Here is a 13831-nt window from a genome sequence, read left to right as displayed (position 1 = left end):
AGGTCTTTTTATCCGAATATTTTTTATTCCTCTTTCGCAACAGGTACAAGTACATGGACTGTTGTCCCTTTTGCGACCTCGCTTTCAATCCATATTTTACCGTTTAAGGCATCGATTATATTTTTTGTAATATAAAGTCCAAGACCAGTTCCCCCAAATTTCCTGTCACTGGATGTATCGACCTGGTAAAATCGCGAAAACAGTTTTGGCAGGACCTCTGGTGAAATTCCTATCCCGTTATCTGATACTGTAATGTGGACACACTCTTTTTCACCCTGTGCTTTTATTGAGATTTTACCTCCCTGTGGTGTAAATTTTATAGCATTGTCAAGAAGATTTGTAATTACTTCTGTAAACCTATCCTTATCTCCCAGGATTTTTATTATCTCTGGAAGCTCCATTTCCAGCTGTATCTGTTTTTCATCAAGTATTCGTTTAAAATCATCAACACAATGTTTTATGATCTCTTTTATATCCAGGGATTCGAATTTGAATTCGACTTTTCCGGCCTGGAATTTGCTGATGAACAAGATCGAATTTATCAAACGGGTTAATCGGTCCGCATTCCTTATAATAGCTTCAAGGCTCTTCTTTTGTTTATCAGAAAGTTCTCCCAGCTTTTCATCATATAATAACTCCCCATACCCTTTTATCGATATAAGGGGTGTTTTCAATTCATGTGAAACATTTGATATCAATTCATCTTTCATAGTATCCAGCGTTTGCAATTCTTTAAAAGCTGTCTGTAATTTTTGGAGGTTTTCCCTGGATTCTTTAAATAAACGCGCATTTTCTGCCGCAATACCTATAACATTACCTATCGAGAATAATAGATCAAGTTCATCCTTCGTGAATACTCGCTTTTTGCTCGTTCCAAGGCCAATCGCGCCAACGACCGTCCCCTTTGACATTAGCGGAGTTCCAATAAATGAAACAAGACCCTCCTTTTCCACAAAAGGAAGTAAATTTGGACTTGGGAACTGGGAAATGTCCATGGTTATTGGTTTTTTTAATTGTGCTGCAATTCCCGGAATACCTTCACCCAATTTCCGGGTTAGTGCCTTTTCTTTGAATGCTGTGGAAAGTCCGGTAAAAGCCTGAAGGCGCAGGATGTCTCCATCAAGTGAATACAATGTACCTGCTTCTGTATCTGTTACTTCAAGTGCTTTTGATAATGCCACATTGAATATTTCTTCAAGAGCAAGGGATTGGCTTATGGTTTTTGCAATTGTATAAAGACCAGTGAGTTGATGGTTTATTTTATTCATTTCTGTTGACTTATTTTGTAGTTCATATGCCATGTTATTAAAAGAGTTTGCCATTTCCCCCATTTCATCCTTTGAAGTAATATTTATCCTGTAGTCAAGGTTACCTTCCCCAATAGCTTTTGCACCTGCTGTAACCTTCCTTAAAGGCTTTATGATGATGTATGTACCGGCAACCACGAATATTAATGTCATGGCAATGACCAGGACCAGGATATACGGGATCCGGTTCAATATCCTTCGGGAACTTTCGTCAATATTTGCTGTGATCATCCTCGTAGTTTCTTTAAGGTCAAAGGAAAGCTTATCACTCTCATTGTGTGTGATTTTCCCAAGATCTTCGGATAATTGATAGAATACCGGGAACTCGCTTGATGCAAAAAGCAACCCGTATCCACGCTCCATGTTCACGGTCCTGTCTTTGAATTCGCTCCCATAGGTTATGGGAACCCATATAGCGACTTTTGTTTTTTCTTCAAGTACCTGCTCGCTAAAGAAATCTCCCTTGCCTGTTACATATAGCGAATTCATGATCCTTTTCATATACTCATCCCCACTTGTTCCCCACAGGATCTTTGAGGTGGGGATATGCATGGGAAATAAACCGCTCCTGTTATACTGCTCGAAATTGCCTTCACTTATAGCAGGAACAAGCTCTCCATTTTTATCATATCCTTTACTGAAATACTGTTTTGGATGAAGGAGCCATCCTTCATTATCAAGCATTGCCAGATAATCCCCGGAAAGAAGGTCGGAGAGGGGAAGCCTCTCATAATCCAGTGGCCTGATATGCTGCATATACTCCAGGATATGGATAGAATCAAGTCCCAGCATGAGAATGCCGGTTTTTTCCCCATCAACATAAACCGGCGTAACAAATCTCTGGATGCCATGTGCATATTTCCCTGATGGATTTTTATTACCGGCATGTGCCTCTGTTATATTTAATATCCTTCCCTCAATATGGCTTACATATATCTCCCCTTCTTTGAGCTTCATCCCCTCTTTGAAATAGTTTATCACCCGGTCATCCGGATTTGCCTTTGCCTTGAATTCCAGATTATTATCGTCATTAAGGTCAACAAAATCTTTTCTTATTGATCCATTCCTGATCTTTAACTTTTCAACCCCATCGGTACCTATGAATGATATTTCCGGATATATAGGAAGAAGAGCATAAGTGTCCTTGTCGAACCATATCGCTTTTTTCCTGGTGCCTGCAAAATTGAGGTATGTTTGTTCATCAGGTGGAAGTTTTGAAAGAATCAGAGTGTCCATTTCTGCATTCCTTAAGAATTCAGAAATCTGTTTTGAAATCTCAAGTAGCCTGATCCTGATTATCTTTTCAGACTGGGCATCAAGTGCCTTTTTACTATAATTTATGGCAATTTCCTCTACTTCCCGGAAACTGTTATCAGTCTCTCTTGAGAGAGATTGACCTGCATTTTCTATCGTGTCCTTGAGAACCGGAAGATCAGACACTATGAAAAAAGACATTATTACGAGTGGTACAAGGGTTATTATTAATAGCAAAATAGAGATTTTGTATATAATGGAAATATTTTTCATATTTATTTATAATTATTTCATAAACCTGAGCGTTTTTTTAACCTCCACTGTTTAAGCAATTCATCTTTTAGCCACCACCAGTATTTAGAGGATGCAATAATAACGATAACATTACTCATAATAAGAAAAGATATATACAGCCCTTCTAAATCGAGAACAGATTCCATCGAATGCGGGTTTTCATATATCTGGTGCAAATATGAATGAATTGGAATTGTCAATAAAGTCATTATGCATGCAGCGTAATACCATCGATTATGTGATGGAAGCCTCAATCCCTTGCCCATCATGGCACTGAGTTTTGCAATAACAATATAGAAAATTACTATGCCGATCGTGCCAGCCGATTGTAATAAAAATTCAAGTTCAAGTATAATATTAATCCCCTCCCGTCATCAGTAAATAAAGCCTGATACTTGCAGCAGCAAGCACGATCCCTCCGGCGGCAAAAAACCCGCTTCCGATGTCACTGAATATATCCATGTAATAAATAAAAAAATATATGATATAAAATAGTCCGGCTATTACAAAAAAATATGGAAGAGCATTTTTATTAAAGACTTTCTGATAAAAAAAAGCTATGCTAAAAGGCAAACTCATAAGGATCGCATAAGTTATTCCCAAAATAATGACCAATATAAAATAGAACGTTTCATTGATTATCAATGTCTTTCACCAAATGTTTCCCTGAATATATCTGCGGGGGTTTTGCGTGCACTTCCGCTAAGGACGCTTTCATAACCTCTCATCGAGGTCATAACATTTATTCCGTGGTGTGTGATCTCAAATTCTTTTATTTCCGTGTCATGTTCAATTCCACGGGATTTCAGAACGCTCAGGACCCCATGAATTTTTCCTTCGATCTCTACATGCTTGAGAAGAATAATTATATCTACAGCACCTGAAAGAGCCTCATGGGTCAGTTTTACTGTTCCGAATAGTTCAGATATTTCACTTGTAATAAATGTCGTCACCCCCATGGACGAAAAAAGATTAAGAAGGACTGTCAAATAGTTCTTACGTTCCAGATTATCAGGGATCGAAGCCTCAAGGTTTTCAATACCATCGAAAAATATGCGTTTAATATCTTTTTCTTTAATGATCTTTTCTATCTTCAATGCCTCTTCATCCGGGCTGAACATGATAGGAGAGATAAAGATAACTTCAAGCATTTTTTTCTCTAAAAAAGGTTGAAGCTCTATACCAAAAGTCTTTGCATTCCGGATGAGTTTGGAAGGCCTCTCTTCAAGGGAAATTATCAATGCATTTTCTCCCCGTTTTAATCCGTCAGAAATAAAATGAAGGCCGAATGTTGTTTTTCCTGTCCCTGTTGTTCCGGATACCAATATGACATCATCATCCAGGATTCCGCCTTCCAGCATTTTATCAAGGCCCGGAATCCCTGTGCTTATCTTTACAGTTGATGCAGGTATTTCTTCCATTTGTTTGGGCAAAAGGCGCGGAAATACTGTTATTCCGTTATCCCCCATCTTAAAGGAATGCTTCCCCGACGTGTATTTTTGCCCCCTCATTTTCAATATGCGAAGATTTCTTTCGACTCTCATGCCGATCGTTTCCTCGGATAATAATATTATCCCGTCCGCAAGATATCCAACAACACTTTTGCGCAGGTCTTCCAAAACGAATTCACCCGTGATTATCACAAGTGTGTTCCAGCTTTTCATGGAAGTGAAAAGGTCAAAGTAGAATCCTCTTCGCTCATCATCACTAACAAGTCTGTCCTCAAATGATTTGAGAATATCACCAAGTACAGTCAGGGGATCTATGACTATCCTTGAAGGTTTAATTATCGATATTTTCTGATTTATGAATTCTAAAACAGCATCATGGCCCTTTTTTAATAGAGATTCACTTATACTGATCATATTCATTTTATTTGTTTCATAGAGTTCCCGGTCAAAGAAAGAAAATCGCGACATATAATTGTTTATCATTGCCGGAGGTTCGGATATGGTAGAAATGAAAAGACAGGTATCGCCTGCTTTTGCTGCATTGAACAGGGATTGGGCTGCAAATGTTGTTTTTCCGCTACCTGCCGCGCCTGCTACAAGCACAATTGAAGGCCTGTTGAAGCCTCCTTCAAGTATTTCATCGAGGTTTGGTATATGAGAAGGAACGATTATCATTTTGACCACCAAGTACTTAATAAATATTGGGTTAAATTCTATATAAGGATTGGGTAGAGATTCAAGATACTTCAGTTGACATATTGATAGCTACCTCTGCAATATCTCCGCTATAGCTCGCTATTCTCCCAAAGCTATCAAGCATCGTTTTTTCTAAAATAGCAGATTGAATATCTTCTATCTCGAACAATCTTTTTGAAATATCGGAATGGGATTTCTCAACCTTCTTCAGTTCATAAAAAACTATTTCAGCCATTTCACCATTTCTTGTAAATAATGCCTGAACAGATTTTTCGAAAGTTGCAACTATATCCTTTGTGATATCTATAAATTCGTCCAGTTGCGCTTCTTTTTGAATCTCAAATAACCGGATGTAACTTTTTGCGATGTTTTCAATATGGTCCGCAATTCTTTCAAGAACCTTTACTACAATCCTGTACCCAAGGCAATCCCTTTGAGATTTTATCCCGAGTTTTTCCGCTATCTGCTGATATTCTACAGCGCTCTTAAGCTGCCTGACAACTAAAAAATAGAGCCTGTCAATTTCTTTCTCTCTTGCTATTATATCTTTTGCCAGTCCGATATCCATGTTTTTTAAAGCCTTGCCAAGATCAAGAAGCATCGACCTATCTATGGAGAACATTCGCTGGAGTATCTGCATGGTACTCATACGTTTATAATCCAGCATTATCTCAAGCGTCATTGCTTCGTTAGTATCTTCGACTATCTCGACACCTATCAAATAGTCCATAATGTTCCGTATAATCTCCCTGTATGCAAGGTGATCCTTCCGGTCCACTTTTATTTTAATTGTATCATAACCCACCAGATAAAAAGCAATTAATATACGCTCAAGAGCTTCGCTTGATGTTATTTGTGAGATTTTAATCTCCTTAGTTTGTGACTCTTTTTCAATTGCACTTGTCCCGATCAGCAAAGAACTGCCATGTTCTGTGACCATCAGAGAGTCTCCCGGCTTCAGGTTAGTCTTCTTAACCCATTTTTTTGGCAGCGAAATTACATATGTAGAGCCGCCGCTTACGTAAACTTTCCGTGCTTCCATATTATCATTACTCTACTGATGTTTTATAATATATATAGATTCTTGAAATGAAATATATACCTTATGGAGATTTCCATCGCGTAAAATCCTGTATTTATCCTCAGCCCTTCGCGGTCAAAAGAATCAGAATCGTCAAGCGAGTACATCAATACTGATTTTATATATAGTATATATATTCTTGGGAAAAAGTATATAGTATCTACTAACCTCAAGAAATATAATTAAAATGATCAATGCAGAAATAAGAAAAGTCCAGATAACGGGCAAATCAACATTCGTTGTTTCTCTTCCCAAGAAGTGGGCTGTCAATGCCGGAATAACCTCCGGTTCACTTGTTCACATGCATCCCCAGGAGGACGGTAGTCTTCTTTTAACTACAAATGGCGGTTTTGCGTCTCATGGCACAAAGACCTTAACTATAGATGGAAGTGGAGGCGATCCCCTAATTAGAGATATAATAGCCACCTACGTTGCAGGGTATCGTGTGATCGAACTTAAAGCGAAAAATATCACAATGGAGCAGAGAAAAGATATAACAGCCATAGTAAAAAAATTGATAGGTATTGAGATTATCGAAGAAACAAACGAAAAGGTGGTTATTCAGGATATCTCGAATCCGGGAGATATGCCTATCGATATGAGTTTTCGGCGCATGCATATAAAAGTGCAGTGGATGCTTGACAACACCTTTAAAGCAATGAATACAAAGGATGTTTCCCTCGCTTCTGAAGTGGTAAAGCAGGACGATGAGATAGACCGCCTCAATCTATTGATATCAAAACAGTTCATGGATATCCTGCTACATTCAAGGATATCTGAAAAAAGTGAACTGGGATTGACAGGTGCATTCTATTACAGGCTGGCAAGCGACCAGTTAGAGCGCATATCAGACCATGCAAGTAAGATTGCTGGCATAATAATGGAATCTGGCGAAAAAATCCCCAATACTATGCTCGATGATATCATTAAAATCGGTATCATCTCTTATAAACTTGTCAATGATTCAGTTGGTTCCTTCACAAAATGCAACGTAGAACTTGCGAACCGGGTTATTGAAGAACATAAAAAAATAGGCGAAGAGTTGCGCAGAACCAGACATCCGGCAGCAACTCTAAATCCTGATGCTGTCATGTCTTTAGGTCTCATAGCTGACAGCGTGAAAAGAATAGGGGATTATGCTGCAAATGTCGCAGAGTTAGCCATTGACTTCTCTAAAAGTACATAGATAATATTATGTTAATTCTTCTAAAAATCATACCTTATTCAGAACCTTTCCGAAAGTGGAACCCGTTTATCCGCCGGGTAAGCCTGGGAACCCAGGAAAGGAGCGCGGCTAAGACACTTGCTTATACCTGGCCTGTTCGATTGCGAGCATGTTTTTTTGAGCCTGCATTTTGTTATTTCATGAAAGAAAAAAAAATAGACTATAGGACTCTATATAGTTTATGATGATTATCTTGAAATAGTCTATAATCTTAAAGTAACTATGGTGGCTCACACACTTGCCGCCAAAAAACTCGGAAAATGAAGTCCTTAGTTCATCATCCTCTTACCGAAGTAAGGGCTTCTGTCGCCTTGAAACATGCCCTCATGCAGGGGAGAGTGGGGGTACTGGTTTCATGTTCCGAGAAATAAAAATAGACAATAGAACTCTATAAGAGCAAGTTCGATAAGATATTAAATTTAAGCTACAATTAAAACATACCTTGAGGACAATGAAGAAAAAAGTGTTATTTCTCTGCACGAAAAATTCCTGCCGTTCCCAGATGGCAGAAGGGATCTTGCGGCATCTCATGGGCGATGAGTTTGAGGTTTCCAGTGCAGGAACAAGACCCTCGGCTGTAAATCCAGCGGCAATAAAAGTCATGGCGGAAATTGGCATTGATATTTCAGGGCACAGGTCAAAATCGGTGCAGGAGTTCCAGGGGACAAAATTTGATTTCGTAATAACCACATGCGATGCTGCCAGGGAGACCTGTCCTGTTTTCCCCGGTAAAGCCCGTCATTTGCACTGGAGCTTTAATGACCCGGCAGAGGCAAAAGGGTCTGAAGATGAGATACTTTCTGCATTCAGGAAGGTCAGGGACGAAATAAAGTCAAAGATACAGGAAGAGTTCTGATTTTTCATAATTATAGAGAACTATATAGATTATTTTGATTAATTATATAAACTTTATAATATGAATATCTCCGATAGCAAAATCATTGATTTTGTATCACTTAAGGAAGGAGGAATAATGAATAAAAATATTAAATTAATTGGAATTTGTGCACTACTGCTGGCATTACCGAATGTGATGGCAGTTATATTTGTGCCATCCAATGCGAATATAAATAATGAGTTATCGGAATCTGAAAACTACCAAGAGAACCATAAAGAAGTCAAAAATATCATACTCATGGTGCCTGATGGTATGGGTCTGGCGGATGTGACAGCAGCCAGGATATATAAGAACGGACCTGATGAGGCTCCCCTTTATCTTGAAACGCTGGAGAACATCGGATACCAGAGAACCTATTCGGCCAACAGCATCATAACCGATTCTGCCGCCGCTGGATCAGCCTGGGCATGCGGTGAGAAATTCAATAACGGTGAAATCTGTTATCACGTCGATGGCCGCCCCTATAATCCCAGCATTCTGGAAATGGCTAAAGCAGAAGGTAAAGCTACAGGTCTTGTGGCTACTTCCACAATTACCCACGCTACTCCGGCTGTATTTGGGGCGCATGTTAAGTCCCGAAACTGCGAGAATGAAATAGCCAGGCAATATATCGAGATAACTGGCGTTGATTTGATGCTGGGCGGAGGAGTTGTAAAATTCAATTCAACAAAGCCGGATACCTGCGGTACTTCTGGAAACTTTATCGCCGAAGCTGAACAAAAAGGTTATCAATCGGTCTATACCAGAGCGGGAATGGACTCTGCTGTAGCAAACGGAACGGTGAAACTGCTGGGGCTTTTCAACAACAGCAGCATGACCCCCGAATATCTTCGCATATCCGGGACAACGGAACCGAGATTGCCGGAAATGACGTCTGCCGCCCTGAATATCCTTGAAAAGGACAGGGATGGTTTCTTCCTTATGGTCGAAGGCTCCCAGATTGACTGGGCTAATCATGCTAATGATTTGAAGTACCAGATGGGTGAAACCTTAGCTTTTGATGAGTCTGTAAAGGTAGTTCTGGATTGGACTAACGCAAGTCCGAAACGAAAAGAACATACTCTGCTCATTATTGTTCCTGACCATGAGACAGGCGGTTTTGCCGTAAATGGGCCGGACAGACTTCTCAGGGCCGGTGAATCTGTAACAGCCGGTTGGACAAGCGATGAGCATACCGGCGTAGATACTATTATCTGGAGCCAGGGGCCGGGCAGCAAAGCATTAGGCAGGGCTGTTGAAAATACAGACCTTTATGGGGTAATGATAAAAGCTTTAGAACAATAATATGTGTTGAGGTATAAACCGCCGGAAGCTTTTCCCGGCGGCATATTTCAATAGAAGTGCAGAAAAGATTAACTTGGCTACTTCTGTTCCGGTATTACAAAAAGTATTTTTCTACAAGGAGAATTCTATGATGCGATAAATCCAATCTATATAGATTATATAATGTATATGCATCAAATATTTAATGATATTTTTATATACTATTTGTATTCATTTTGAAAAAAGGTTAATTGTTATGGTAGAAACTAACTTATTGTGGATGAAAAAGTCTTATTTTGATGATACAATAGATGGAGAATTGCATGCCGCAATTGATATGGATTCTTATAAATCCAATATGGAAAGAAAATTAAAAGAAAGCGAAAAATGGCAGGCAGCCATAATAAATAACATAGGAGATGCTGTCATTGCAATTGATGAAAAAGGATTTATAAAACTTATAAATCCATTTGCTGAGGCTTTAACCGGGTGGAGCAAGGTAGATGCAGTCGGAAAACCGCTGAAAGAGATTTTTAATATAATCAATGAAAAAACAGGTGAAATTGCCGAAGACCCTGTGATAAAAGTTATACGGGAGGGCACATTTTTTGGTCTTTCCGAACAAACCACTCTCGTTAACAGAAATGGTGCAAATATCCCGGTTGATATAATTGGCCTTCCTGTTCTTGATGATGAGAATAATATAATGGGCATAACTCTTGTCTTTTATGATATTGTTGAGCGGAATAAGATGGAACGTGCAATTTTTTGCAAATGATTGCAGAAAGGGTAATAAAGTTAAATGGGAATAAGAAAATAATGGATACTTTGAGTTATATTTTAATCGGGATCCTGCAAGGTGTACTCGAATGGCTCCCTGTTTCAAGCAAGGGTGTGGGAGCCCTTATTATGGTAAAATTCTACAACAAAACCCTTTCTGAAGCCCTTGTGATCGCATTATGGCTGCATATCGGCACTTTGCTGGCAGCCATGGTTTACTTCAAAACAGAAATTCTTGAAATCCTGAAGAATCTTAATAATTACATCAAAAACCCGGCAGAGGATAAACAGGCAAACACATTAACAAGCTTCATCATTATTACGACCTTGCTGACAGGTCTTATCGGCACTCCGCTTTTATTATTCGGCCTGGATAAATTTAATTTTGCAGGGAATGCAGCAATGCTATTAATAGCATTTTTCCTGATATTGACAGGAATATTCCAGTGGACTGCTAAAAAGAAGAAAAACACGGACAAAGAGCTGATGTTGAAAGATTCAATTTATCTGGGAATTGCCCAGGGTTTTACGGCTATTCCAGGCTTGAGCAGGTCAGGGACAACAGTTTCGACGTTGATGTTCAGGGGTTATTCAGCCAGGGAGGCTCTAAGAGTTAGCTTTCTTGTAAGTATTCCTGCTGTTTTAGGAGTAGAAGTCCTGCTTGGATTACTGAAAACCCACACATTCGATGTTTTAATTATTCCTGGAATAATTGCTTCGTTCATTTTTGGTTTGCTGACGATAAAATCCCTTGTAAAACTTGCAGAGACGATAAATTTTGGCTATTTCTGCTCCGGATTTGGTTTTATCATTATACTTTATGTTATAGCGTCTTCTTCGTACAACATATTTGGATAGAATATTTTTATCGCGGCTTCTCTCATCCCGCATCAATTCAATGACCTGAAAAATCTATATAGATTATATATTTTATTAAGATTATCTTTATTTTTCCAACACAATAATTGTACTGCATGGAAGAAATAAATCAAGATAAACAGCAGGGTATAGCAGACATCCATACTCATACCAGGTGTTCAGGCTTCGGAAAATACTCATTTCTACATTTCCCTGAATCGGTTACCGACCCCGTAAAAGCAGTCGAAGCTGCCCGAAGGAAAAAACTTGATGTCCTGTGCATAACAGACCATAATACGATCCAGGGCGCTATAATAGCTAAAAAGCATGCAGAGAATATCGATGTTGTAATCGGTGAAGAAATATCAAGCGCAGACGGTGAAATCCTTGCATTGTTCATCCAGGAAAAAATCAAACCCATGCTGGACGCACCTCTAACTATAGACCTTATACACGACCGGGGAGGTGTTGCCGTAGCAGCCCATCCTTTCAGCCCACAATGTCACTCCCTCGGAAAGAAGATATGTCATTTAAAACTGGATGGCGTGGAAGTATTCAACGCATACCATCGCGATGCCTACTCCAATTTAATGGCGCAGACTTTCACGCCGGAAAAATTGGCAATAGATAAGACCACAAAAAAGACAAAAGCCCTTGCATTGATTGGTGCAGGATTGTATATCGGGCTGCCATTATCGTATTTTTTTGGAATATCCGGGGAAATTATCCTGAATATCAAAGGTAAAAGAAAATGGAATATATCGAGAGGGCAATAGAATATAAAAAGAGGGGCATTTATACTGATTTTATGTATAATATATAGATTATTGAGACAAATTATATAACTCGATGAGTAGAATATCGATATGATGATAGAAATGAAAGAAAAGAAACAAACTACGAAAAAATCCCTCTCTTGCGACACATGGAATAATTTGTCCCAGGAGGGATTTATGGAAATGACTCCGGAAGATAAGGACATTTATCTGTTCCTGCGCGGCGGATTTGCTGCCAAATAGGAAGTGTTGAGATCATGAATACATTGGACATTCTGATATACATCTGTGAAAAAAGAGAGGAATTTGTATTGAATGGATTGAATGGGCAGGATGCATTATCAAAAGCAACACATGCAATCGCTAAAGAATATCATATATGCTCCGCATCAATAACTAAACTGGTTAACCTATCATGAAATCAGATTTGAATATCGACTGGGAATCACTTGAAAAATTCTGAATTGAAAAAAAGCTTGAATATCATGAGTCTGACTAAAATTGAATTGTTTTTTGTATTCATTCTTTTCTTACTCGCCCTGATGATGGTATTTAAATGATAGACCATCCAAAAATTTTCAAAAAAATCACTGATTCCATTATTACCATCGTACTGTATGTACTTCTATTGGCTCTCATTGCAGGAATGCTACGGATATTACTTGATATTCGCACTGTTGCGATAGACTCACTTGATGGCGGTTTTAGCAAAATAGTTATTAATGTTCTCACGCTCTTTATTGTGATCGAGTTCTTCAAGACCTTTGCAGACTACTCGAAACTCGAAAGGATCAAAATCACCGACATAACCGACGTCACGATTTTAATAACAATGCGTGAGGTCACTGTCGGGCTTTACTCCAAATCATTTGGATATGAAACTATTTTCGCTCTCTCGGCACTGTTACTGGTGCTTGGAGTGATAAGAGTGCTTGCAATAAATTACTCACCAGAAAAGATTTGAGATTGATTGCATTTCTTTAACTGCAAATCTAATTATACTGATTTCATTTAGAATATATAGATTATTGAGATAAAATATATTACATATAGCGAGAAACTATAATATGTGAATATAAAAATAGGCATAAATTCTCCCCAAATAAAAGATTTTGGAGGAACCATAGATCCATGTGAAGTGGAAATCATTGAACTTGGACTTGACAGGGTGGATTTTTTAGAGAAACAAAAGGAAAAAGAACTATTGTCAAAAACTAACCATCTCAGCTCATCTTTTGGCACTGAATTTACTATCCATGCCCCGCACATCGATTCCAGGATTGAGGGAATAAAGATAGATTTTTCAACTAATAATGAAAAAAATTTCACTATTATGGAAAAAGTCGCCAAGATCGCCGCAGAAATTGGGGCAGGATATGTAGTTGTTCATCCAGGCAGTCTGAATGAAAGAAAATGTCTTAACCTGAATATTCTTAATTTAATTCGTATATGTTCTCTTGCCGAAGAATACGGCGTCATTCTCCTCCTAGAGAACCTGTTTGATAGGAACGGTGGAAATAAAATAGGTATTTTTCCCGGGGAACTTTTCCATATAATTGAAATGGTGGGTTCGGAGAATTTAAAGATAAACCTGGATATTGGCCATGCGTTTATTGCTTCCAATGCTTATGGATTCCCCCTGGAAGATTATTTTGAATTAGGCGGCTATATACATCAAATGCATCTTCATGATAACTTTGGTATCCTGGAGTCTGAAGAAGCAATGTTTGGAGACCGCCACCTTCCTCTTGGGCTTGGAAGAATTAACTTCAGGGAAGTTTTTAAAAACATATTAAAATTAAATACAAGAAATTTGATTCTGGAACTTAAAAACTCATCGAAAGAAAATACACTTGAAAGCCTTGTACAGATCAGGGATTTCTGCAATTTAAGGTATGGTTTAACGCCCCTGTATTCTATTGAATCTGCTATCGCATGCATTTAATAA

14 protein-coding genes are annotated in these 13831 nt (G+C 38.6%); 10 read left to right on the top strand and 4 right to left on the bottom strand.

All coding sequences use genetic code 11. The annotated features are described in order from the left end of the window. Nucleotides 1-23: 23 nt before the first annotated feature. The 4 genes from CL181_RS17600 to CL181_RS17580 all read right to left on the bottom strand — a co-directional run bounded on the left by CL181_RS17600 (nucleotide 24) and on the right by CL181_RS17580 (nucleotide 6044). Nucleotides 24-2762: an ATP-binding protein gene (locus CL181_RS17600; protein WP_217993215.1), complete on the bottom strand. Its 2739-nt coding sequence runs from the start codon at nucleotides 2760-2762 to the stop codon at nucleotides 24-26. A 450-nt stretch (nucleotides 2763-3212) separates the two neighbouring features. Further along, the gene (locus CL181_RS20675) at nucleotides 3213-3500 is read right to left on the bottom strand and encodes a hypothetical protein (RefSeq protein ID WP_097300624.1); all 288 of its coding nucleotides are present in this window, start codon (nucleotides 3498-3500) and stop codon (nucleotides 3213-3215) included. After that, nucleotides 3497-4981: an ATPase domain-containing protein gene (locus tag CL181_RS17585; RefSeq protein ID WP_097300623.1), complete on the bottom strand. Its 1485-nt coding sequence runs from the start codon at nucleotides 4979-4981 to the stop codon at nucleotides 3497-3499. Before CL181_RS17585 ends, CL181_RS20675 begins: the two co-directional genes overlap by 4 nt. Before the next feature lie 61 nt (nucleotides 4982-5042). Further along, entirely contained in the window at nucleotides 5043-6044 is a 1002-nt protein-coding gene (locus CL181_RS17580) for a phosphate uptake regulator PhoU (protein WP_097300622.1), read from the bottom strand. 226 nt (nucleotides 6045-6270) lie between these two features. Between CL181_RS17580 and CL181_RS17575 the strand changes: the two genes are divergently transcribed. From CL181_RS17575 to CL181_RS17540, 10 genes are all read left to right on the top strand, one after another. Further along, nucleotides 6271-7269, top strand: coding sequence for a phosphate uptake regulator PhoU (locus tag CL181_RS17575; protein ID WP_097300621.1), 999 nt, complete (start codon nucleotides 6271-6273; stop codon nucleotides 7267-7269). Nucleotides 7270-7759: 490 nt separating this feature from the next. Continuing rightward, complete coding sequence (locus tag CL181_RS17570) at nucleotides 7760-8164, top strand: arsenate reductase ArsC (protein ID WP_097300620.1); 405 nt, start codon at nucleotides 7760-7762, stop codon at nucleotides 8162-8164. A gap of 117 nt (nucleotides 8165-8281) precedes the next feature. After that, nucleotides 8282-9490 carry an alkaline phosphatase gene (locus CL181_RS17565; RefSeq protein ID WP_176505306.1) on the top strand — a complete coding sequence of 403 codons (1209 nt, stop codon included), beginning with the start codon at nucleotides 8282-8284 and terminating at the stop codon, nucleotides 9488-9490. Nucleotides 9491-9725: 235 nt separating this feature from the next. Then, entirely contained in the window at nucleotides 9726-10247 is a 522-nt protein-coding gene (locus CL181_RS17560) for a PAS domain S-box protein (RefSeq protein ID WP_176505305.1), read from the top strand. 50 nt (nucleotides 10248-10297) lie between these two features. Next, nucleotides 10298-11107: an undecaprenyl-diphosphate phosphatase gene (locus CL181_RS17555; RefSeq protein ID WP_217993214.1), complete on the top strand. Its 810-nt coding sequence runs from the start codon at nucleotides 10298-10300 to the stop codon at nucleotides 11105-11107. Nucleotides 11108-11223: 116 nt separating this feature from the next. Further along, on the top strand, nucleotides 11224-11883 hold the full coding sequence (locus CL181_RS17550) for a PHP domain-containing protein (RefSeq protein WP_097300616.1): 660 nt from the start codon (nucleotides 11224-11226) through the stop codon (nucleotides 11881-11883). Between the two features lie 90 nt (nucleotides 11884-11973). Beyond that, the gene (locus CL181_RS20670; RefSeq protein WP_176505303.1) at nucleotides 11974-12126 is read left to right on the top strand and encodes a hypothetical protein; all 153 of its coding nucleotides are present in this window, start codon (nucleotides 11974-11976) and stop codon (nucleotides 12124-12126) included. Between the two features lie 14 nt (nucleotides 12127-12140). Further along, on the top strand, nucleotides 12141-12302 hold the full coding sequence (locus CL181_RS20665; RefSeq protein WP_176505302.1) for a hypothetical protein: 162 nt from the start codon (nucleotides 12141-12143) through the stop codon (nucleotides 12300-12302). A 137-nt stretch (nucleotides 12303-12439) separates the two neighbouring features. After that, the gene (locus tag CL181_RS17545) at nucleotides 12440-12847 is read left to right on the top strand and encodes a phosphate-starvation-inducible PsiE family protein (RefSeq protein ID WP_255251627.1); all 408 of its coding nucleotides are present in this window, start codon (nucleotides 12440-12442) and stop codon (nucleotides 12845-12847) included. A gap of 105 nt (nucleotides 12848-12952) precedes the next feature. Next, nucleotides 12953-13828, top strand: a complete 876-nt coding sequence (locus CL181_RS17540; protein ID WP_097300615.1) for a sugar phosphate isomerase/epimerase family protein — start codon at nucleotides 12953-12955, stop codon at nucleotides 13826-13828. Nucleotides 13829-13831 lie beyond the last annotated feature (3 nt).

The organism is Candidatus Methanoperedens sp. BLZ2, assembly GCF_002487355.1.
GTDB lineage: Archaea > Halobacteriota > Methanosarcinia > Methanosarcinales > Methanoperedenaceae > Methanoperedens.
This window is presented reverse-complemented; position numbering and strand designations above follow the sequence as displayed.

What these genes read in the sequence shown, in the direction of transcription:
- CL181_RS17565 (WP_176505306.1), top strand. Translation starts at nt 8,282, where the DNA reads ATGAATAAAAATATTAAATTAATTGGAATTTGTGCACTACTGCTGGCA.
- CL181_RS20665 (WP_176505302.1), top strand. Translation starts at nt 12,141, where the DNA reads ATGAATACATTGGACATTCTGATATACATCTGTGAAAAAAGAGAGGAA.
- CL181_RS17600 (WP_217993215.1), bottom strand. Translation starts at nt 2,762, where the DNA reads ATGTCTTTTTTCATAGTGTCTGATCTTCCGGTTCTCAAGGACACGATA.
- CL181_RS17575 (WP_097300621.1), top strand. Translation starts at nt 6,271, where the DNA reads ATGATCAATGCAGAAATAAGAAAAGTCCAGATAACGGGCAAATCAACA.
- CL181_RS17560 (WP_176505305.1), top strand. Translation starts at nt 9,726, where the DNA reads ATGGTAGAAACTAACTTATTGTGGATGAAAAAGTCTTATTTTGATGAT.
- CL181_RS17570 (WP_097300620.1), top strand. Translation starts at nt 7,760, where the DNA reads ATGAAGAAAAAAGTGTTATTTCTCTGCACGAAAAATTCCTGCCGTTCC.
- CL181_RS17585 (WP_097300623.1), bottom strand. Translation starts at nt 4,981, where the DNA reads ATGATAATCGTTCCTTCTCATATACCAAACCTCGATGAAATACTTGAA.
- CL181_RS20670 (WP_176505303.1), top strand. Translation starts at nt 11,974, where the DNA reads ATGATGATAGAAATGAAAGAAAAGAAACAAACTACGAAAAAATCCCTC.
- CL181_RS17580 (WP_097300622.1), bottom strand. Translation starts at nt 6,044, where the DNA reads ATGGAAGCACGGAAAGTTTACGTAAGCGGCGGCTCTACATATGTAATT.
- CL181_RS17545 (WP_255251627.1), top strand. Translation starts at nt 12,440, where the DNA reads ATGATAGACCATCCAAAAATTTTCAAAAAAATCACTGATTCCATTATT.
- CL181_RS17550 (WP_097300616.1), top strand. Translation starts at nt 11,224, where the DNA reads ATGGAAGAAATAAATCAAGATAAACAGCAGGGTATAGCAGACATCCAT.